Source organism: Scytonema hankhaensis NUACC26, assembly GCF_045865695.1.
Classification (GTDB): domain Bacteria; phylum Cyanobacteriota; class Cyanobacteriia; order Cyanobacteriales; family Nostocaceae; genus Scytonema.
In genome coordinates, this window is the sequence record NZ_BAACAP010000138.1 from 1 (window position 1) to 19,947 (window position 19,947).

General features: G+C 39.6%; 20 protein-coding genes and 1 pseudogene. 10 read left to right on the top strand and 11 right to left on the bottom strand.

What is annotated here, in order from left to right; genetic code table 11:
* The coding region (hetF, locus tag ACKTT2_RS08715; RefSeq protein ID WP_407885737.1) for a cell division protein HetF at positions 1-2,452 on the top strand (2,452 nt) is incomplete at its 5' end.
* A 206-nt stretch (positions 2,453-2,658) separates the two neighbouring features.
* Here the strand turns inward: hetF and ACKTT2_RS08720 are convergent.
* Entirely contained in the window at positions 2,659-4,158 is a 1,500-nt protein-coding gene (locus ACKTT2_RS08720) for a polysaccharide deacetylase family protein (protein ID WP_407885739.1), read from the bottom strand.
* A gap of 123 nt (positions 4,159-4,281) precedes the next feature.
* On the opposite strand from ACKTT2_RS08720, the gene ACKTT2_RS08725 reads away from it, so the two are divergent.
* Positions 4,282-4,797 (top strand): hypothetical protein, encoded by a 516-nt coding sequence (locus ACKTT2_RS08725; protein ID WP_407885741.1) that lies wholly within the window; start codon positions 4,282-4,284, stop codon positions 4,795-4,797.
* A gap of 498 nt (positions 4,798-5,295) precedes the next feature.
* Here the strand turns inward: ACKTT2_RS08725 and ACKTT2_RS08730 are convergent, their stop codons facing one another.
* Entirely contained in the window at positions 5,296-6,045 is a 750-nt protein-coding gene (locus tag ACKTT2_RS08730) for a carbonic anhydrase (RefSeq protein WP_407885743.1), read from the bottom strand.
* Between the two features lie 556 nt (positions 6,046-6,601).
* Here ACKTT2_RS08730 and ACKTT2_RS08735 point away from each other — a divergent pair.
* The 3 genes and pseudogenes from ACKTT2_RS08735 (at position 6,602) to ACKTT2_RS08745 (ending at position 7,739) form a co-directional block, all read left to right on the top strand.
* Positions 6,602-6,892 carry a nucleotidyltransferase family protein gene (locus tag ACKTT2_RS08735; protein ID WP_407885745.1) on the top strand — a complete coding sequence of 97 codons (291 nt, stop codon included), beginning with the start codon at positions 6,602-6,604 and terminating at the stop codon, positions 6,890-6,892.
* Between the two features lie 67 nt (positions 6,893-6,959).
* Positions 6,960-7,202, top strand: a pseudogene (locus ACKTT2_RS08740) (HepT-like ribonuclease domain-containing protein).
* A gap of 78 nt (positions 7,203-7,280) precedes the next feature.
* Positions 7,281-7,739 carry a nucleoside 2-deoxyribosyltransferase domain-containing protein gene (locus ACKTT2_RS08745; RefSeq protein WP_407885747.1) on the top strand — a complete coding sequence of 153 codons (459 nt, stop codon included), beginning with the start codon at positions 7,281-7,283 and terminating at the stop codon, positions 7,737-7,739.
* Between the two features lie 261 nt (positions 7,740-8,000).
* On the opposite strand, the gene ACKTT2_RS08750 is transcribed toward ACKTT2_RS08745, so the two are convergent.
* From ACKTT2_RS08750 to ACKTT2_RS08760, 3 genes are all read right to left on the bottom strand, one after another.
* Entirely contained in the window at positions 8,001-8,510 is a 510-nt protein-coding gene (locus ACKTT2_RS08750; RefSeq protein ID WP_407885750.1) for a PsbP-related protein, read from the bottom strand.
* A gap of 108 nt (positions 8,511-8,618) precedes the next feature.
* Complete coding sequence (locus tag ACKTT2_RS08755; RefSeq protein WP_407885752.1) at positions 8,619-8,783, bottom strand: hypothetical protein; 165 nt, start codon at positions 8,781-8,783, stop codon at positions 8,619-8,621.
* A gap of 175 nt (positions 8,784-8,958) precedes the next feature.
* Entirely contained in the window at positions 8,959-10,167 is a 1,209-nt protein-coding gene (locus ACKTT2_RS08760) for a NupC/NupG family nucleoside CNT transporter (RefSeq protein WP_407885754.1), read from the bottom strand.
* Positions 10,168-10,244: 77 nt separating this feature from the next.
* Between ACKTT2_RS08760 and ACKTT2_RS08765 the strand changes: the two genes are divergently transcribed.
* Positions 10,245-10,448, top strand: coding sequence for a RelB antitoxin-like protein (locus ACKTT2_RS08765; protein ID WP_500691378.1), 204 nt, complete (start codon positions 10,245-10,247; stop codon positions 10,446-10,448).
* Between the two features lie 350 nt (positions 10,449-10,798).
* Positions 10,799-11,518 carry a hypothetical protein gene (locus tag ACKTT2_RS08770; RefSeq protein WP_407885758.1) on the top strand — a complete coding sequence of 240 codons (720 nt, stop codon included), beginning with the start codon at positions 10,799-10,801 and terminating at the stop codon, positions 11,516-11,518.
* A 28-nt stretch (positions 11,519-11,546) separates the two neighbouring features.
* Here the strand turns inward: ACKTT2_RS08770 and ACKTT2_RS08775 are convergent, their stop codons facing one another.
* On the bottom strand, positions 11,547-12,101 hold the full coding sequence (locus ACKTT2_RS08775; RefSeq protein WP_407885760.1) for a hypothetical protein: 555 nt from the start codon (positions 12,099-12,101) through the stop codon (positions 11,547-11,549).
* A gap of 278 nt (positions 12,102-12,379) precedes the next feature.
* Between ACKTT2_RS08775 and ACKTT2_RS08780 the strand changes: the two genes are divergently transcribed.
* Entirely contained in the window at positions 12,380-12,535 is a 156-nt protein-coding gene (locus ACKTT2_RS08780) for a hypothetical protein (RefSeq protein WP_407885762.1), read from the top strand.
* On the opposite strand, the gene ACKTT2_RS08785 is transcribed toward ACKTT2_RS08780, so the two are convergent.
* The 3 genes from ACKTT2_RS08785 to ACKTT2_RS08795 form a co-directional block, all read right to left on the bottom strand.
* Entirely contained in the window at positions 12,522-13,868 is a 1,347-nt protein-coding gene (locus ACKTT2_RS08785) for a cytochrome P450 (RefSeq protein ID WP_407885764.1), read from the bottom strand. The genes ACKTT2_RS08780 and ACKTT2_RS08785 overlap by 14 nt on opposite strands.
* A gap of 139 nt (positions 13,869-14,007) precedes the next feature.
* Positions 14,008-15,900, bottom strand: a complete 1,893-nt coding sequence (locus ACKTT2_RS08790) for a lipoxygenase family protein (protein ID WP_407885766.1) — start codon at positions 15,898-15,900, stop codon at positions 14,008-14,010.
* Positions 15,901-16,147: 247 nt separating this feature from the next.
* Positions 16,148-16,795, bottom strand: coding sequence for a GNAT family N-acetyltransferase (locus ACKTT2_RS08795; protein WP_407885768.1), 648 nt, complete (start codon positions 16,793-16,795; stop codon positions 16,148-16,150).
* 363 nt (positions 16,796-17,158) lie between these two features.
* On the opposite strand from ACKTT2_RS08795, the gene ACKTT2_RS08800 reads away from it, so the two are divergent.
* On the top strand, positions 17,159-17,512 hold the full coding sequence (locus tag ACKTT2_RS08800) for a XisI protein (protein WP_407885804.1): 354 nt from the start codon (positions 17,159-17,161) through the stop codon (positions 17,510-17,512).
* 69 nt (positions 17,513-17,581) lie between these two features.
* Here ACKTT2_RS08800 and ACKTT2_RS08805 read toward each other — a convergent pair whose 3' ends face one another.
* On the bottom strand, positions 17,582-18,856 hold the full coding sequence (locus ACKTT2_RS08805; protein WP_407885770.1) for an MFS transporter: 1,275 nt from the start codon (positions 18,854-18,856) through the stop codon (positions 17,582-17,584).
* A 101-nt stretch (positions 18,857-18,957) separates the two neighbouring features.
* Here ACKTT2_RS08805 and ACKTT2_RS08810 point away from each other — a divergent pair, with 101 nt between their 5' ends.
* Positions 18,958-19,542 carry a Uma2 family endonuclease gene (locus tag ACKTT2_RS08810; RefSeq protein ID WP_407885772.1) on the top strand — a complete coding sequence of 195 codons (585 nt, stop codon included), beginning with the start codon at positions 18,958-18,960 and terminating at the stop codon, positions 19,540-19,542.
* Positions 19,543-19,639: 97 nt separating this feature from the next.
* Here the strand turns inward: ACKTT2_RS08810 and ACKTT2_RS08815 are convergent, their stop codons facing one another.
* Positions 19,640-19,903: a hypothetical protein gene (locus tag ACKTT2_RS08815; RefSeq protein ID WP_407885774.1), complete on the bottom strand. Its 264-nt coding sequence runs from the start codon at positions 19,901-19,903 to the stop codon at positions 19,640-19,642.
* Between the last annotated feature and the right edge of the window lie 44 nt (positions 19,904-19,947).

Sequence of the window (19,947 nt, forward strand, 5' to 3'; positions counted from 1 at the left end):
ATTGGCAGAGGAACTGGTGACTTGGCCTGTAGCTGATTGGTTGACGGCTGCAGGTCATTTGATGAACGACCCATTAAAATTAGTGCTGCAAGGAGATGCGATCGCAAGAAACTCCATCAACTTGGTAGCATTGGGTCAACAACTGTACAACGCACTGTTTCAAGGCACTCTCAGAGATAGCTGGATTACCGCCCAAGGAATTGCCCAGAACCACCAACAGGTTCTGCGTTTGCGCTTGGGATTAAAAGATACCAGGTTAGCCCGTCTGCCGTGGGAAGTCATGCATGCAGGCGATCGCCCCATAGCTACTGGTTTATACATAGCATTTTCTCGATACCAAAGTGCCTCTGGCGGTACTTCTCGGTTGCCGACAACAAGTATGCCAGTACCACCGCACGAAGAAACTGGTATCAAAGTATTGATGGTGATTGCTTCACCGACAGATTTAGTTCGCCTAGATTTACTCAAGCAAGAAGCGATTAGACTGCAAGCAGAACTGCATCGAAGTGTCAATGGAGATATTCCACGCATTCGCATGACCTTGCTAGAGCAACCGGGGAGAGAGGAGTTGACACAAGCTTTAGAACAAGGGAGATACCACGTTCTACACTACTCCGGTCATAGCAATCCAGGTCTAAATGGTGGGGAAATTTACTTAGTCAGTAGTAGAACTGGCTTAAAAGAGACCCTAAGTGGCGATGACCTAGCAGGTTTACTCGTTAACAATCACATACAAATGGCAGTATTTAACTCCTGCTTGGGAGCATATGCAGCCACCACCGACCCTTCAGGAGATACGGGCGAACGAAATTTGACAGAAAGCTTAGTCAAACGAGGGATAAAGAGCGTTTTGGCAATGTCAGAGCGCATACCCGATGACGTGGCGCTTACACTAACACAATTGTTCTACCGCAATCTCTTACTGGGGTATCCCGTAGATTTGTGCGTCAGTCGGATGCGTCAAGGGCTAATTGCTGCTTACAGTTCTCATCAAATGTATTGGGCATTACCGATTCTCTATCTTCAGCCACAATTTAACGGCTATCTCAGTCCGGGAATGCATCCAATTCACAATGATGAGTTAATTGATGAGTACAGTTCCAGCGCTTTAACGACGACAACAAACTCAATTTACCCAGATCCGGTTAGTGATGCCGATATACCATTACCAATTGAGGAGATCGTGCCTTCCCTAGCTAGGGAACCCTCAGATTTGGATTGGCTAGACGATCTTGCTGATGAGATTGAGTATGACGAACCAAGCTATGAAGAAGACTCTGCCATAGTTTCCGACTTATTCCGCCAAATCGATCGCCAAAGGGCTGAGTCCGAAGACTCAATGACCGCCGAACTCGTGCAAGACTTTGGTGAAGACCGTTTTGATGAGACTGAAGTTTCAGGAGAGATAGCATCCCTAGAAAGCGATCTTGGGATGTGGGAAGAAGTAAGAGCCGCAGCCGCATACGGTAGACAAGGTGCAGGGCGTCGCGAATTACCCCCCTCTAATGCAGGGTCCTCAGAAACACCTCTAAGATTGGAAGGCAATTGGGATCGTTTACAACTTCCCCCATCAACTGAAACAACTGTTCCATCACAACAAACTCAGCGAAAACAGCAGAAAAAACGTAACCCGTTAGGTATAGTTGGGATAGCTGCTACAAGTGCTCTTGTAGCAGTTGTTGGTTTCAGTTTGTTATCGAAATCTCCAATATTTCCCGTACTAAATCCACCGCAACCTCCACCCGCTTTTGATATCTCAAAAGCTGAATCTGTTGAGGTTTTGACGACTTATGCAACTGATATGTTGAGAAAAGGCGAATTAAACGAAGGGCTGAAAGCTGTGGAAGAACTCCTCAATCGTGGCGCACTTCCCAACGCTGAAAACACCCTCAGCCTTGTTTCCCAAGACAAAGCCGATAACTCAGTTGTGAGCTTTCTTAAAGGGCGATTAGCATGGCAGTCTCTCCGACAGGGAGATAGGAAGTATAGTTTAGATACTGCGCGGCGTTTCTGGGAAAATGCTGTTAAAAACGATCCCAAGTCGCTAACTTATAAAAATGCTTTAGGATTTGCTTACTATGCTGAAGGTAATCTTATTCAAGCTAATGACGCTTGGTTTAAGGCGTTAGATATAGCAGTTAAAGAGCAAAAAACGTCTGACACTCCTCTTGCAGACAATGATAAAAATGAAAAACCAATTCCTGAAGATGCTTTAACCGCTTATGCTGGGTTAGCCCTTGGATTGTACAAAACAGCATACGAACAACCTCCTGGAAAACGACAGCAGTATTTTAGTGAAGCGATTAAGCTACGCCAACAAGTTTTGAAAGACGGTTCAGTTCATTTTCAACCTCAAGAATTGAGCAAAGATTGGATGTGGACAGAAAAAGCTATTCAAGATTGGCAAGCTTTACTTCGATTGAAACTGAAACGTCCTGTTAGAAGAAGTTAACTGGGGACTGGAGACTGGGGACTGGGGACTGGGAACAAGGTAGACAAGGTAGACAAGGAAGAATAACTCATACCCAATCCCCAATCCCCATTGCCCCTCAACAAGGAGGGGGCCCCGAGTTCCCCAATCCCCATTGCCCCTCAACAAGGAGGGGGCCCCGAGTTCCCCATTGCCCCTCAACGAGGGGGCCCCGAGTTCCCCAATGCCTAAGATTTGAGCAATTCTTCACCGCGACGATAGAGTTCGCGAGCATAATCAGTCCACGCGCCTTGTCCCCAATAACGAAAACAACTTGTTTGCAATAATAAGTTGTACAGCAATGCTTTTTGATACTCGGAACTTTGAGTCAGTGCAGGATTTTGTTGTACGAGTGAGTCGTATTTTTCATGAAATAAAACACTCAGCTTCTTCATCGGATCTAAAACATTCTCATAGCCTTGAATCCAACTTAAATGATTCGTCCAAGAAGCACCGTCCATATGGAACTGATGGTCGGTTTCTTTAAGGAGTGCGATCGCATTTTCCACAGCTTCCGGCGTAACATTATCTGGATTGATACGCTGCCAAATTTTGTGTTGTTGCACGGCTTGACAAGTTGGATAATCATCTGGATTCGCACCTGCTGCCTCAATTAATTCTAAATATTCCGTTCCATTGAGTGCAACTGTTCCCGAGCGATCGCCTCCCGAATCGCGAATTTCGTGATACACCCTAAATACATCGCGGGGGTATTCATTCATCATGACACCTCCATTTTCCCCATCAGCAATTTGAGTCACTAAAGAGGGAAATGTTCTATTTCCAATTTGTTGCTGATTTCTACCTTTTGCTTCAAAATATGGCTGCATTTGTGCCACTAATTTTGTATCCGAACCTTTGGTTTTAATTAATGCAGTGATACTAATTGTTTCACCGTGAGAATTACGAGCAACCAAACGATTGGGAATATATTTATCATCATGGTTCAACCCCGAACCATCCAAACGTTCTACGGAATGCTCTTGTACCATCAACCAGCGATATCCGCACTCTTTCAATGCTTTAATATACTCAAATAGCGTATCGGGATGATTTGGCAAGTGCATTTCTGGAGGAGAAAAACCTTTGACTCGCGCTAAAGCATCATAGCCAAAAATAGCTGCAAAGTGATGTTGCCATGCTTGAATGTGAAGTTTAATATCGGGAATAGGGGTAGAAGGAACAACTGCATGACTCCACATTGTTCCTAGCCACTCTACATAAGGCTGGTATTGGCGATCGCAAGTAATCCGCTTGAGATTGTTAAGAACATCATCTCTTCCCATTTGTCGCAATCCCCATAACAAATTACCCGAATAGTCGAGCATAATCCGAGGATTGCAACCTTCTGCAATCATTTGAGGAATAAAATCACCCATACGCTTGTAGCACCAAGCAAACGGTTCTGCATTGTGGTTATCTCCTTGATAAGGATGTTCAAACATATACTGAAGATTACTAATAAGTTCGCCGTTTCCACCTCCAGGGATAGTCGGTTGGTGCATATGAAGGGCGCAAGCAAATCCAGATGCGATATTTTCCAATCGGATATTTGTAGTCTTTAAGAATACAGGTTCATTATTTTGAACCACTGAGCTAATTTCCGATTCCCAACCACAAATATTTGGTAATTCCGATCTCAATTCTTCCAAAATTGGTAAATTCGCAGATGGTGCTGTTATTGGCATGAGACTTTCCTGTATATTGTTGTTTTTGCAACACTCTCTATTGTGGCGTAAAACCAAAACGTTCGCGATTAACTGAAAAAATATTTAATCATGTTAAGCTTATTGGCTTATTAGGAGAAAAATATGATTCAAGATTACTCAACAAAATGGTGGGCAGCCTTTACGTGTATTGCTTTTCTTGAAGCAGTCTTGCTTATGATGTTACTTTCCGGGCAAGCTTCTATACAACTACTCATAGCGATCGTTATTATCGCAATGCTGCTATTTTTAATACCTCGTCTAGATGAAGTTATTTCATTGACTTTTGACCGAGGTAAGATAGATGCAAAACTCAGTACACTCACTAAGAAAATTACGACTACTAAGTCAAGAACTGATAAATTTCTTTTGTTATCAATACCCAAATCAATGTATGAAACACTCAAGAAGATTGATGCAGGTAAATTTGGGCAGTATAAAATGACAGAGCGTTTAGAAAGAGAACTTTATCACCTACGAGATATCGGTTATGTAGAGGCGGAAAGAATACGCGATATTCCCTATGAAGGTAATAACCTTTCAGAGTTTGTAATAATTACAGATTCTGGAAAACAATTTCTCGATTTGCGTGAAAGCATTGAGAAAGATGGGAATAGTTGATAGAGACAAAAATATAAGGACTTCCAAATAAAAAATCTTAATTTATTTAGGGTGGGCATTGCCCACCATTATTCAACTAAAAAAGTACGGGCGTCCCGCCCGTACCACAAGAGAAAGTGCTACAAGAGAAAAATTTTTGTAGGGTGGGCATTGCCCACCACACTTAAACAGTTGGCAATACCCACCCAGGAAGTATTAGATTTTAGATTTATGCTGTTGTGGAGCTAGCGTCTATTGTTTTATTCTCACCAGAGGTAGGTAGTTCTCTCAAGTTAATCTTAACAACGTGATTGCGGACTGCTCCAACTTTGGGCAAGGTAAGAGTTAGAAATAAAGCAAATGATTAACATCTGAAAAAATAACAATTCTTAAGGACTTTCCAAGAAATAAATTCCTCAATCTTGTGGTACGAGCGTCCCCGCCCGCTACTAATATAGGACGGGCGGGGACGCTCGTACCACAACAGAAAGTTGAATATTGTTTTACTTGGAAGACGTATTAGGATATCCTACAGATCTGGGTACATTGGGTGCTCTGCGAGAAAATTTTAGAGAGCCTGTTCTTGAGGATATTATCCGTACCTTCTAGATAATGGCAATTTCTTCGAGATGTTGTGGAAGCGATCGCGCATGATGAACTTAACTCCCATGGTATGGTACAAACTTGCAAATCTTTAATTAACCCACTACGGATATCTAGCACCCAACCATGAACGAGTGGTGCTTTTTGTTCGTGGAGTGCCTTACGCACGATCGAAGTCTGGTACAAATTTTTTACCTGTGCCATCACATTGATTTCCGCTAAGCGATTAAGCCGTTCTTCTGTTGTGGGTAAAACATCAATTTCATCTTGGTGTTGCAAATAGAGTTCTCGTATTGGATTCACCCAATTATCAATAATTCCTGTTGTTCTTCCTTCTAATGCTGCTTTGATTCCACCACAACCATAATGACCACAAACAATAATGTGTTCGACCTCAAGATGGTTTATTGCGTACTCAAGAACAGCTAAAAAGTTAATATCCGTGAGAGATACTTGATTAGCAATATTACGATGAACAAATAATTCTCCAGGTTCTGTACGTGTAAAATTAGTTAAAGGCAAACGACTGTCAGAACAACCAATGTAGAGATAAGGCGGTTTTTGTCCCTTTGCTAACTCTTCAAAATAAGTAGAGTTTAGAGCTAGCTTTTCAGCAACCCAAGCCTGATTGTTCTTGAGAAGCTCATCAATGCTGTGATACTTCATTAATGTTTAGTACAAGAAGTGAACTTAAGAACTAACGTGAAAATAAGCTACCAGTTTGTAAAGACGCAGCGAACTTGCACTCCTCCAATTGTTTCAGGAACTGAATGGTACATTATTGAAATGCAATTCCCTTACTACACAGTTTGAAACGAAAAAAAGATTAAAGCCATCTTCATTCATAAAAATTTGTATTTAGATAAATATAGAGATAATAAACTTAATTAATCTCTACCTTTTATCAGTGACCAGTGACCAATGACAAACGACATTAAACTAACATTCCCGCAAAGCAATACCAGTTACTGTCCATTGTAAAATTCCATCCATAATGATACAGGACGCCGATGAAGGCAGAAAAATGGTCGAGCGTAACAAGTACCGAAGAACCATGAAATATTATAATTTTTTCATTTATTAATTAAGTACGGTTCTCTGCTCTCTAGTAGTAAAATTTACAGGTATTTACAATAGGTTCTGGGTCTCTCTAAGTTTTAAATTAAAGATGGTGTGTTTTTCTCGCTTGTATAATTACAATTAGAATATCTTAAAAAAGAAAATGAAGCGAGATCGAGTTTTGGAAATTATTGCCGCACATCGAGAGCAACTGCAGGTAATGGGTGTAAAATCTCTGGATTTATTTGGTTCAGTTGCACGGGATGAAGCCAAGCCCAGCAGTGATATCGATCTACTGGTTGAATTCAATCGTCCTGTAGGATTATTTGAGTTTATTGAAGTGCGACTTTATTTAGAAGAGTTATTAGGATATCCTGTAGATATGGGTACATTGGATGCTCTGCGAGAAAATCTTAGAGAACCAGTTCTTGAGGATATAATCCGTGCCTTCTAGAAAGTGGCAATTTCGGATTCGAGATATTATAGGAGCGATCGCTGCTATTCAGTAACGTGTTGATGGGATGTCTTTGGAAGATTTTAGGAGGAATGAGACGACTGCCAAAGCTGTTTTCTATGACTTCTTAATTATTGGAGAAGCTGCAACAAATATCCCTCCAGAAATTCAAGTGCGTTATCCTAATATCCCTTGGTGAGTTATGGGTGATATGAGGAATGTCATGGCTCATGAATATTTTCAAGTTAATTTGAATATAGTTTGGAGAACCATCAAAAATAACCTTCCTGAAGTATTGTTAAGATTGTAAGAATTGATAGAGTGTGAAGGGATTGAAGAATAGGAACGCAAATTTTTAAGCTGTAATTAATGTACAAAAAACACAAATATGATTCAATATATAGAAGCACCCGCAGAATTTAATGGTGAAGGACAAGCCATATTTTGTGCTGGTGGAATAACAGGTTGTCTAGATTGGCAATCACATATAGTGGAATTATTAAAACCCTCACCTTGGATAATTTTAAATCCTCGGCGGGCTAATTTTCCCATTCACGAGCCAAGTGCTTCTCAACAGCAGATTGAATGGGAGTATAAGCATCTGCGACTCGCCACAGCAATTCTTTTTTGGTTTCCGAGTGAAACTATGTGTCCAATAGTTCTCTACGAATTGGGTGCTTGGTCAATGACCAATAAACCTTTATTCGTGGGAGTTCATCCTAAATATGCTAGAAGACAAGATGTAGAAATTCAAACGAGTTTGGTACGACCTGATATTCAAATTGTTTATTCTTTAGATGAATTAGCTAATCAAATTATAAATTTTAGTTTCGCACAGTTAAACTAAAGACTTTCATAGGAAAGTTGTATGCAAAAATTAACTAATTTTCAAAATTAATAAAGTAGCAATTACTACAATTATATAAAGAAGATTTGCCCAAGATAAAAGCGCACTTAAATATTGATTTAATACCTGTGATGATGTAAGTCTTTCTAAGACTAAAAAATTTCCTTTAACATACTTGAAAAGTTCTTCTTCGTCTCCGTTTAAACCACATATTAATTCGGTTAACCGATTAAAATTAATAAATATATTCCCTACTGACTTTTAATGACTACTAACATCTAGTGAATTAAGCATCATATTTGCTATTGACTCAAACTGTGAAAAACTATTAACTTCTACTTCATAATAAATAGTATATGCTCTTTTATCTCTAAGAGTTATAACAGCCATTTTTTTAATTTTTTGATTCTCACGTATACACTCGAATGTAACTCTCAAACCAGCAGTATGAAGAAAAGTAGATTCTTTCTTTTCAAGAAAATTACATTTTTCATTGTATTCTAAAACTTCTTGTTTAAACTTTTTTATAAATTCTTGTAAAGAAATCAAGTCAGATAAAAATTCTATACTAATTGAAATATTAGCTCCTGATTGCTTATCATTTCTGGGAAAAAAGATAACAAAACTACTCCAAGGATTGTCTTTATTCTGATAATTCCAAGTTGTCGGATATTTAACTTTAATATTATATTTACTATTTTCATAGAGCAACCAATTTGAGGATAAGCTAGGCAATATATGTTGTGAATCTTTATTATTTTGAATAACCATACTAGAATAAAATAAGACTACCAAGTTTAATACAAGCAATGAGCTGGCAGCGATTGCAATTGCTAAAACGAATAATCGTGTTGTTGGAAACCCCTTAGGTGAATGTAGTCAGAAGTCAAATTTGTCTCTCCTGAAGTCAGCATATGCTATCTGCTTTTTTATTCCATTTAGTACAGTTTTTTGAGATAACACATAATGCACTAAGTTCGCCGCCGCCGCCGCCGCCAATTCTTGGGGTTTTTTGTCTTTTTTCCCATCAGAACCAAAATTCATGGCTTTATTGGCTTAGGTAGCAACTGATTATCATTTAAACCTATGATAATCCGCATAATTGCGGTTATAGCTTTAGGTGTGTGAAGTTTTTATAAAATTCTTCTAAACAATCTTGACTAACTACAACTCTTAGCGCTTATCGGTTACTAATTTGTTGTGCGATATTTAAATGACATCAAACTAACATTCCAGCAATACAAGCTGTCATAAAACCTGCAAGCAAACCTCCAATCATAGATCTAACACCCATACGAGCTAGATCGTGTTGACGATTTGGTGCCATTCCGCTAATTCCGCCAATAGTAATAGCGATAGATCCAACATTAGCAAAATTGCATAATGCGTAAGTAGCAATAACGATCGCACGTTGGGAAATTTGACCTTTTTCAATTAAAGTCTTCAAATCTAAATAAGCAATAAATTCATTTAGAATTGTCTTTTTACCCAACAATGCTCCCACTTGACCGCAATCAGCCAAAGGCACGCCCATCAACCAAGCGACAGGAGCCATAATAAAAGATAAAATCCATTCTAGTGAAAGTTGCGGCAATCCAATTCGTGTCCCCAACCATCCAAGTAATGCGTTGACCACAGCTAACAAACCCAAGAAAGCAATAATCATCACTCCTACATTAACCGCTAACTTAACGCCATCAAGCGCCCCTGAAGTCGCTGCATCAATGACGTTCACAAAATTTGTTTTCACCTCTACCCTCACTTGTCCTGCGGTGTCGGATACTTCGGTTTCTGGGTAAAGTAGTTTAGCAACAACCAAAGATGTTGGTGCAGTCATAAAAAAAGCAGCTATTAGATGTTCTGTTGGTAAACCGAAGGATAAATATGCTCCTAACGTCCCACCAGCAACCGTAGCAAAACCACCAGTCATTACCGCAAACAGTTCCGATTGTGTCATTGTTGCTACATAAGGTTTGACTATCAATGGTGATTCAGTCGGTCCCAAAAAGACGTTACCCGCACAAGACAAAGACTCAGATCCTGAAGTTTTCATAGTCTTCATCATGACCCAAGCTATACCTGTTACTGTCCACTGTAAAATTCCATAATGATACAAAACGCTAATAAAGGCAGAAAAAAAGATAATTGTGGGCAAAACCTGAAATGCGAACAAGTGATCCTTATAACTCTCGCCAAAAACAAACTTTGCCCCTACGTCCGAAAATCCTAAAAAATTGCTGACAACATCACCTAAAGACTTAAATGCTACCAAACCACTAGGAGTTTTCAAAATCAAGAGTGCAAATGCAAACTCTAACCCCAACCCCCATGCCACTGTTCTCCAGCGTACAGCACGGCGATTGATAGAAAAGATGTATGATATTCCAATAAAAACAAATAGTCCCAAGGCAGAAATTGTACGTTCCATCAGTTCGTCCAAAAATACACCACTATTGACCTTGGTCAACGAGTATACACAAAACAAACAGTAGAAAAATGCTATAAATTAATAAAAATTATGTAATGGATGAAAATCAACAAACCGTAGCTGTACAAATACCTATAGCTGAGTTTCAAAAAATTGAAGAAATATTAGAAGACTATGGATTGGCAAAACTTATGGAAGAATCAGAAGATAACGAACGTCTCTCTAAGGGTGAAGCTATAAGATATTATCAATCATTAAAGAAAAAGAATGTAGAATCTTAACTATACTAAAAGATTTTTAAAAGATTTGGCTGATTTACCAGAAGAAATACAAGCCCGGATCGAACCAATTGTTTTTCAGGCACATTTTTACACATATGCATTCATGGTATGTAAATGCTGATTTATCCTGAAGAACTGTTAGTGCCAAAGTAGATCTGTAACAGAGATTACAGAAAAAGAAGAGAATGTAACAAAATATGCTTGATTTAGGGTAATACTGTTTCAATTTATGGACAAAAAGATATTTTTATGAAAAATCTTTAACAAGCCGAGCATATTATAAACATTTTATAAATTTTTCTGTTATATAATATTGTAAAAAAACTATATATCCAAAGGATATTAAAACTGTGCTAGATGATTTACTAGGATTAGAGATTAGTCGGAAAGAACTACAGAAATTGACTAACTTACCTGTAAACGATGAACTAATCATTATTAGCCGTCCTCTTCAAGGAATAGTCAAAAGATTTATAGAAAAAGCTAGAGGCGCTGAAGGAGCGACTGTAGTTTTTATAGGGCTGAGTGTATTAGTGGGCAGTTATGTTGCCATTGACCTTATTATCCGATTTTTTGCAACTTGGGTAGCTATACCATCTTGGCTCTTATTAATTATCTTGAGCTTTTTAACTGGTTCTAGCGCACAAATTTTCTTATATTTTTTTTGGAAGCAAAGGCTAAAGCTAGTTGAAAAAAATATAACTCCTTCTCTAAAAATTCTTTTGAATGATGTAGAAAGATATAATGCTGTTGTTAAAGCAATAGATATTAATGACCAAATAGAAGCAGCTGGAAATCCAGGAGTGAGTTTAAAAGAAAGGCAAAAAGTTCTTGAAGCACTTGAGCTTACAAGAAGCGATCTGATTCGTGCCTTAAAAACTGAGAGAATCTTGAGAGAGAATAAAAAGTTTATTATCAGTCGATCGGAGTTATTTGCCAACAATTTAGCAACATTAACAGCCATGCAGGTTAGCGAACAAGCTAGCGAGCATGGACGGCTGTTAAATGAAGCATTGCAAATTGCTTTAGATGTGCAATATGAGATGAAAAGTTTACAAAGTCAAGGTTAAATATACGATTTTGGTCACTGGTCACTGGTCACTGGTCACTGGTAATTATCAAACATTCGTTAGGAGAGGAGGCAAGCATATTGTTAAAAGCAGGAGTATGACGACCATTTTCATCCACAACTCTACGAAGTGTATATTCGCCTAGTCGTGAAATTCCTCCAAACCAAAAGTTATTTCGTTGCCAAGTATCTCCATTGCTAGAGTTTTTATCTTGGGACATTGTGAACGATACGAGCCACTTTGGAATTGGTATTCCAAATAAAAAGGGGGTAATTTGTGCTTGCTGTAGGGTGTCGTCAAATTCAACTTTATACGTCACTTGAGTGACTTGGATAAAAAGTAGTAAGAGCCATCCCTGAATTGAGTTATGAAAAGTCCACTGTACTGGGGCAAAAACAGGTACAACTAAGGAACGGGTTTGCGCGTCCCATTCTAAGTTGTAAAATGTGAGGCACTCATCTGGAAGTGGGTTCCCATCCATATGGAATATGCCCTTTAAGACTGTTGGTAAGTTAGTTTGTTTGTTGGGGATCATCCAAGTTTCAATGTTATCGAGTTGCTTTTGAGCGATCGCGTCAATCATTCTTTGCTCCCTTTTTTACAAAAGTCATCTAAAAAATATGTTCAAACATTAGGGATTTTCAAGAAATAAATTATCCCAATTTCCTAAATCTTTGAGACAAATGCGCTCCCCGCAATCCCTCTTATAAAGGCTAGGACATACAAGTTGGATTTACCCCCCTTAGTCCCCCCCTTATAAAGGGGGGAAAAGGAAATTTAGTTCCCTCCCCTTTTCAAGAGGAGGGTAAGGGTGGGGTAAAATTTAAGCTAAAAACTCAATTTGTGAGCTATTTCAAACTTGTGCGTACACCCTCTTGTGGGATGGGCGTCCTCGCCCGTCCTCGCTTGCTGACGGGCGAGACGCCCGTACCACAAGAGATTTTGCCCGTACCACAAGAGATTGTTAGAGACTTTTTTATTTGGAAGTCCCTAATTTCTGTTACTACCGATGGGTAAATCCTTGCAGCACTAAATCGTTAGGAGTCACAGCAGTCACTTTTTCAAAATCCCACTTGACTTGTGTAAAGGAGTCCCATTGATATTTTTTGAACAGATACAGGCAAAACATTTTAATTATGCCGATGGATAAGGATTTACCGGGACACGCACGCTCATGCCCTTCTCCGTTCCAAGATACGATATCTGAAAAATCTCGTGTAACGTCAAAACTATCTGGATTGTTGTACCTGTTTGCATCCCGATTTGCAGTGAGAGTAGATCCAAGCAAACGAGTCCCCCTTTGGAAGGGACATCTCCGCCCTCCAATCTCAACTTCACCCCCTTCAGTTGTCAGTTGGCTGACAAATCGCACGGGTGGATACATACGAGCTGTTTCGTAAATTACTTTATGAAGAAGTGTTAACTGTTCTAGAGCGTGTCCGCTAGGAGTGTCCGTTCCATCCCACACAGCATTCACTTCAGACACGACATCATTTCTTAATCTTTCGTCTAGGCATAGAACACCAATGACAGATCCCAAAAGAGCACTCGTACCTGCAGTTCCTGCAATATGAATCGTATCGAAAAGACTGTTAGCAACTTGGTGTGCGTTCAACTGATACTGAGAACCCGTTTCTAAGTAGGATTGCCATCTTGGAGATTCTTTATACCGCTCAATTAAACGCTTGCGATGTTGTACGCGCGGGAAAGTTATAAATGCAAGCAAGTACTGGTTAATGAAATTTGGCAAGGATGCAAGTACTAGCCCTTTATTGTAATTACGGGATGCATCAATTTCTGTCTCAGATAATGCTATCTCGAAAACAAGTTGATGCAAAATCTCAAGCAACATCTTTGGCAAATCGTCGCCGATATGTACTTGTCCTCGTATAGCAGCTTTTGCTAGGGATCGATCCACCAAATACCCCAAAACTTCTGCGTGTTCTGTTGGTTCTGGTAAAGCTTGCAAAATTACGGCACGAGCTCCTGTATGTTCACTACCGTTCATCCCTAAGGTAAGTGGATTGTTTAACAAGTAGCTAGGAGCCAACATTCTAATGATACCTAAATCATTTCCTCTGAGTTGAGGTTCAGTTTGCATCAGTTCCCTCACTTTAGCGTGAGAGGTATGCATAATCGCATGGTCTACCGCAAAAAATTTCTCTCCTATATTGTCCCTGCGGATGTAAAGAAAGTCTCTCCATGTATTTAATATGAGAAAGGCATCCATATAATAGAAAACTAGGCGGAGAAACTTGCCAATAGGTGTGTTGTAACCAACTCTAGCAAGAATACCTGAAAGCCAAATTTGGCGATCGTGAGCTTGAAGGATTTGATCTTTATTAGCCATAATGTTCCTTAGTCATTGGTCAGGTGGTCACTGGTCACTGGTCAGGTGGTCACTGGTCAGGTGGTCATTGGTCAGGTGGTCACTGGTCACTGGTCAGGTGGTCACTGGTCAGGTGGTCACTGGTCAGGTGGTCACTGTTTTAGATATTAATGCTCTGAGGAATTTTGGAAGGCAGCAGATATTTATAAGGTGGACGTTTCAGATTGCGCTGATTGATAGTCGCTTCAACTTGCTTGAGATTGCTCTGAAATTCCTGTAATAAAGGTTGTACTTGTGGGTCTGTGAAGTATCCTTGCGAGTATTCGCCAAGTTTGTTGTAATAGACAGAACTTAGTAAAGCTAGCAAGTTATATTGTCTTTGTGCTTGATCTAGGGGTGCAAGCAATTTGAGATAATCTTCTTCACTAACTTCTTTAGTGAGAAATGAAGCTGGTGCATAACCTGCTAGCGGTACAGCTGCTCCATAACCCATCAAACCTACTTGGGGAAAGTTAACTGCAGCGTGTTGGGCGCTTGCTGTGAAAATAATCAGCGTAATGGCATCCGCTAAATATTCTCGCGTCTCGATCGCTCCATTTTCACCAAAATCAGATATGCGACCACCATCGTAAGATCGGGCTTCGGCTACCCATGCTTGTAGGGCAACATCTTTTTTAACGTCCTCATCTGTGGCATAGTAAAGGTTCAAATAACTCGAAACCCATTGATGAATGGCATCCCAAACTAAGAGTGCGTCATCTCGGTAAGGATACACGGGCAACACATTGGGATCGTCCACGCCGCGCTGCTTAAATTGTTTTGGCAGGATGGCATTATTGAAACTGTAACTTTGCAACCCGTACACTGCTAAAACTCTAGAGTTATCTATGGTCGCTGCAAGCAATCTATCGACCCCACCCCCAGGAGCAATCAAAGCTTGTTGGGCTGCATCGTTAATTGCTAAGGTTCCCTCGAAATGAGGACGCAACAGTATGCTCAAAGGATGGGTGCGACGAAGTTGGCGATGAGTTGCAAGTACAAAAGCACCAACAAATAGGTGTGTTCTGGCTAGGTGAGTGACCGGTTCGTGAACATTGCCGTCTGCTATCTGAACAACAGTTTTGGCGAACAGCCAAGCATATTTGCCAGAGTTAGGGGTTATGATGGGGTAATCCGAACCTGGGGTTTGACCGCATTGAATGGCTACTGGACAGAGTTGACGATTTGGGTCAGAGCCTTTGGGTAAGGCAAAGAGGGCTAGGGGGGCGTAGAGATATTTTTGATAGTACGGGTATGTACCGCCGATCGCTCCTTCTAAAAGTCTATAGTCTGTTAAGTAGAGCCTTCCTTCTTCTCCGGCTGTTGCTAGAGAATCGTCCGTTCCCATCACCGCCTGGTAATGTTCTTCTGTGACTGGAAAGCGATCGCCAGGGCTGCTGACACGTTGAATCATAACAGGATTGTACCCAGCGACTCGCATATAGGCAAACACTTCATCTTCTTGAAACGTTGTTGCGATCGAGGGGACTCCAAGCACAGGGAACAACTTTTCGTAATCCTTCAGACTAGTGGCACGTCCTTTAGGTTGTCCTTCATATAAAATCTCAATAACTTTCTGTAGAGAATCTCTCAAAATTGTGATGCCGCTATCTTTTAGGATAGAAAACAACAGATCGTCGAGTTCTCTAAAATCCCGAGATATACCTTGAGCTAAAATCTGAGGGACAATTTGTAAAACTTTAACAATAATGTTGGTTTGGAAAGGTATTGCTCCTTTTAGCAATACTTCGAGGATAAACAATCTCACATCATCTCGAATCGATTCTGAACCTCGATTACCTCGGTTGGTAATTAGAGTATTAACAAATATACCTCTAACTTGCTGAGCCAACAAAAAGTACCAGCTATTTGTGAAATCTTCCCCCGGAGGTATAGTATCCACCATAGCCAGAGGTGGAATATGGGTGTAATTATATTGGTATTCTTGCCTAGCTATGGTCAGACTATCAGCATTTAGGACATTTATCGGATTATCTTGTGATGAAGCTATCATGGAGACTCCCTTAGTGTGGATTGAAGAGAACTTCAAAACTCAATTAAAAACAGACCTCCTTTATGTTTTTTTAATTAATTAAGCTGTCTATAAGCTTCACGATTTCAAACTCTTTTTCCGTACACGGTTGCGAAAATTTTCTGTGTTCCGTAAGTTCTCACTCCCGATCTTATACACCACTTGCTCCCATACCGCCAGATATTTTACCTAAAAATGCGATAAAACTTCATAATTAGATTGCTTCCGTTCAAATTGGAGAGGACATCAATAGACAATTAGGAGGATTCTCAATAGAACTAAAACTTTGTTTGCCCTTGAACTTGTATGACTTGTATTCAATAGCAAACTCTTGAGTAAACCCAAAGTTCTGAAATATGTGTTGAGAAACTGCTCCAGTAGCTTCAGCGATCGCAATTTCAAAATTATGGTGTTTAGCTAAGTTCAAGTTTTCTCTCACTAAGGATGTGGCGATATGTCTTTTAGTGTATTTCTCGTGAACTCCAAGCAGAAAAATATGTAGTACTTGTCTTGTTTTAACAGAATAACAGCTTCGGTAATTTTCCTCCAATTCCGACAGCAAAGAGAAAACGGGTTCAAATTTACTATCAATACCCTCCGGAGAGTCAGGATTGATTGTCATAAAATCTTCGGAAATAATGAACCCAACAACCTCTCCTGTTCTCCGATCTTTAGCAATTATCGAGATTTCTTCATCCGCCGCTTTCTGACAAACAGGTACAGCGAACCGATAAAACTCATTAAAGGAAATTTTTAAAGCTCTGGTGATGGGTTCAAAACTTGAAAAAACCTGAGAGATACAACTAGCAGTTTCTTCGATATCGTTATATTGCATCGTTTGAAGCAGGATTTCGTTGTTTGGATCGAGAAATTTCATAGATTTAGTGAAGTACTTTTGTCGTTACTGCATCAAGTCTCTGCCAAATTTGGTTAGTGCATAAAAATATTTGCGCTAAAACCCAAGAATTTTGTTTGAGCTTTTCTAGCAGTTTTAAACTCTCTTAAACTGTTTTCTCTGCTTTTTACCACAGACCCAATTTTTGATATGCTAGAGCGAGATTGCTTAACACGACAGCTTGCTGTAATTAATTACATTGAGTCCGATAATTGTCAACAGCTTGTTGCAAAACTTTAACTACATCTGCAAATGATCTGCTGCAATAAGGCTAGATTGAGTTTTTGTTTTACAATTAGAGTATTACTTAATAGTTCTATCATGCCAGCAAAGGACATATACCATATAGATAAGCTAGAACAATATCGCAATATAATCAAGAAGATATTGACAGAATATTATGAAATGACTAATACTCAAGTTACAAAAATTAGGGAAGTTGAAGTAAGCGAACGCTTGGCTTTTGATGAAAAAAGGGATCAGTATATTTGGTTTCGGTTTGGCTGGGATGACAAAAAGCAGATACAGACCATTATTATTTATCTTTGCATTAAAAACGGTAAAGTTTGGGTGGAAGAAGATGCAACTAATTTATGCGTTGTTGATGATTTGCTATCAGCCGGAATACCCCAAAGCGATATTGTTTTGGGTTTCCATCATCCCAGTAAACGAAGTTTAACAGAATTCGCTACTGCTTAAGGCGAAGCACTCCACAAATTCTTGAATGGGTGTAGTGTGCTTTGCGATCGCAATGCCAGTCAAGGCGGGTTAAGATGAAAACTTCTTTAGTTTGAGAATATGTAGCATGAACAAACCGAAAAAGCTGCCCATCGCCGTTGCAATCCATAAGCCATGGGCGATGGCTGGGGAACGATCCATTGCCCAACCTCCTACCACCGGACCGATGAAATAGCCAATTGACCAACATTGATAACCAATTGCAAGATAAACCGCACGCAATGATTTTGGTGCTAACTCTGCTATCAGTGCTGGTGCAAATGGTTTATAAATGGCACTTGCAATGGACAATACAGAGAATGCCGCGATCGTTCCTGAGAGGGCAATTGATGGTATCAAATGAGTTACCCAGACTAACACGAATCCTCCACCCCACAATAACATGGAGATTGTCAGAACTCGAACGTTCAACAGTGAAGTTAACAGTTGTACTAGTGGTAATTGCAACACTGAACCGATACCTATATAGCACCAAGTAAACAGATTGGCAACGCTCACTAATGAAGATTCTGTATCTGAAGTTGTTTGTGAAATCCCATCAGTTAAAACAAAGTTAGTAAAATAGAGCGGTAATGTACTGTTAACCAAAGCAATATAAGTTGTAAAAAGAACGTTGACTAACATAAAGACTTGCAGGGAGCTATCTTTCAATGCCAAATTAAATCCTTGTAGCGGATCGGAATGTTCGTTTGCGTCTTGATGAGAGTCGGCGATCGCAACTTGAACTATTACCAAAAACACCAAGAGAATCAGCCCTGCAATCAGAAAGAGCGTTTGTGGTTGCGTGAATAAAGAAAGTATAATTCCACCACTCAAGATTCCAAGCCCACTGCCTATACTATCTGCTAGTACCAGAATAGCAAATGCTTTTTGGTGTTCTTTTGGAGGTGTGACATCGATAACTGCAGCATCAGCCGCCGTCCAATAACATCCAGCGCCTAACCCCATGAGTAAATTTACGACAATCAGCATTGATAAATTGGGAAGGCATGCTAATGCGATCGCTGCTAGAATCGAGAGCAAAGCTGAAAATAACAGTGTTCGTTTGCGACCATACATGGGAGAATCAGCTAAATAGCCCCCCAAGAAATGCCCCACGACTCCAGCAAGCGCCCCACAGCCTATCGCAAACCCAACCACCGTTGCTGAGAAATTCAATTGATTGACAAAAATTAATGGGATAAAGAATTGGATAGTTCCATATCCTGCTTGATAGAAAAATCGAGCACTTGCTTGCGCCCATACTTGGTAACTTGATGGTTGGAGCAAGAAGGGTTTGGGATTGGCAATACTTTGATTTTCCACGGATACCTCATGAGATACGAGTGCGACTGTGTAGGATAAAAATAGATCTACAACTGCAAAGCAGAGTTAATTAGCAACTTAAAGGTTGAGGATTCAAACCAATGGTAATGCAAGCTGACGAGAAAAAAAACTATTCTAGCGAAGAATATTTAGAATTAGAGATTAACTCAGAACAACGTCATGAATACATTAACGGTGAAATTATTCCTATGACTGGTGGGACACCAAATCATAATCAAATTGCAGGGAACTTTTATGCAGTGCTAAATTTTGCTCTCAAACGTCAACCTTATCGAGTTTTTGTCACCGACCAACGGTTATGGATTCCTAAAAAACGAATTTACACTTATCCAGATGTTATGATAGTTCGGGGAGAATTGCAATTACAAGAAGGGAGACGATATACTATTACTAATCCATTAATCATTGCCGAAGTGTTATCAGCCTCAACTAGAAGTTATGACAAAGACGAAAAATTTTTAGCCTATCGTACTCTTCCAACTTTTCAGGAATATTTATTAATTGAGCGGTATGAAGTACATATAGAACATTTTTTTAAAACAGATAATAAACGCTGGTCTTTTCTTGAATATGATGATATTAATGAAACATTATCTCTCAATTCTATTTCTTTTGAAATCGGTCTTACAGATATTTATAACAAAGTTGAATTTGAAAATCTTTAGAAGAGGATTAAATAACCCTAAAACCCAAGCAGAACCAGTCTCTTTTACATAACGTTTAACAAGAGCACTACTATCAATAAAGTAAAGCGCCATCTATCTAACGCCTTTCCTCAACGATTGTCTCAGAAAGGAATTTTCCCTGTATTTTTATTAATTCTTGTTCAGTTTGTTGGCGATAACTCGGCTGCTTAATTTGTTTGACTAAGCCAGCATCTAACAATGCCTGGTAAAAAGTGGTAAACTTAGGTATTGGCGATTTAGTTACTAGTTGCTGCTGAACTGCTTGTTTAAGTTCCTGTAGTTCTTGCAGTTCAAGTTCCTGAAGTTGACCGAGAATTTTGTTGAGAATTGCCTGAGTCATCAGCTTTTTTTCTGTAAGAGAGTAAACTTGTTGATTATTCTTAT

Coding starts and splice junctions, on each gene's coding strand:
- ACKTT2_RS08730 (WP_407885743.1), bottom strand. CDS start 6,045: ATGAAGTATCACAGCATTGATGAGCTTCTCAAGAACAATCAGGCTTGG.
- ACKTT2_RS08785 (WP_407885764.1), bottom strand. CDS start 13,868: ATGGCTAATAAAGATCAAATCCTTCAAGCTCACGATCGCCAAATTTGG.
- ACKTT2_RS08760 (WP_407885754.1), bottom strand. CDS start 10,167: ATGGAACGTACAATTTCTGCCTTGGGACTATTTGTTTTTATTGGAATA.
- ACKTT2_RS08720 (WP_407885739.1), bottom strand. CDS start 4,158: ATGCCAATAACAGCACCATCTGCGAATTTACCAATTTTGGAAGAATTG.
- ACKTT2_RS08745 (WP_407885747.1), top strand. CDS start 7,281: ATGATTCAATATATAGAAGCACCCGCAGAATTTAATGGTGAAGGACAA.
- ACKTT2_RS08735 (WP_407885745.1), top strand. CDS start 6,602: ATGAAGCGAGATCGAGTTTTGGAAATTATTGCCGCACATCGAGAGCAA.
- ACKTT2_RS08755 (WP_407885752.1), bottom strand. CDS start 8,783: ATGAATTTTGGTTCTGATGGGAAAAAAGACAAAAAACCCCAAGAATTG.
- ACKTT2_RS08815 (WP_407885774.1), bottom strand. CDS start 19,903: ATGACTCAGGCAATTCTCAACAAAATTCTCGGTCAACTTCAGGAACTT.
- ACKTT2_RS08775 (WP_407885760.1), bottom strand. CDS start 12,101: ATGATTGACGCGATCGCTCAAAAGCAACTCGATAACATTGAAACTTGG.
- ACKTT2_RS08790 (WP_407885766.1), bottom strand. CDS start 15,900: ATGATAGCTTCATCACAAGATAATCCGATAAATGTCCTAAATGCTGAT.
- ACKTT2_RS08795 (WP_407885768.1), bottom strand. CDS start 16,795: ATGAAATTTCTCGATCCAAACAACGAAATCCTGCTTCAAACGATGCAA.
- ACKTT2_RS08750 (WP_407885750.1), bottom strand. CDS start 8,510: ATGGTTATTCAAAATAATAAAGATTCACAACATATATTGCCTAGCTTA.
- ACKTT2_RS08725 (WP_407885741.1), top strand. CDS start 4,282: ATGATTCAAGATTACTCAACAAAATGGTGGGCAGCCTTTACGTGTATT.
- ACKTT2_RS08810 (WP_407885772.1), top strand. CDS start 18,958: ATGGTAATGCAAGCTGACGAGAAAAAAAACTATTCTAGCGAAGAATAT.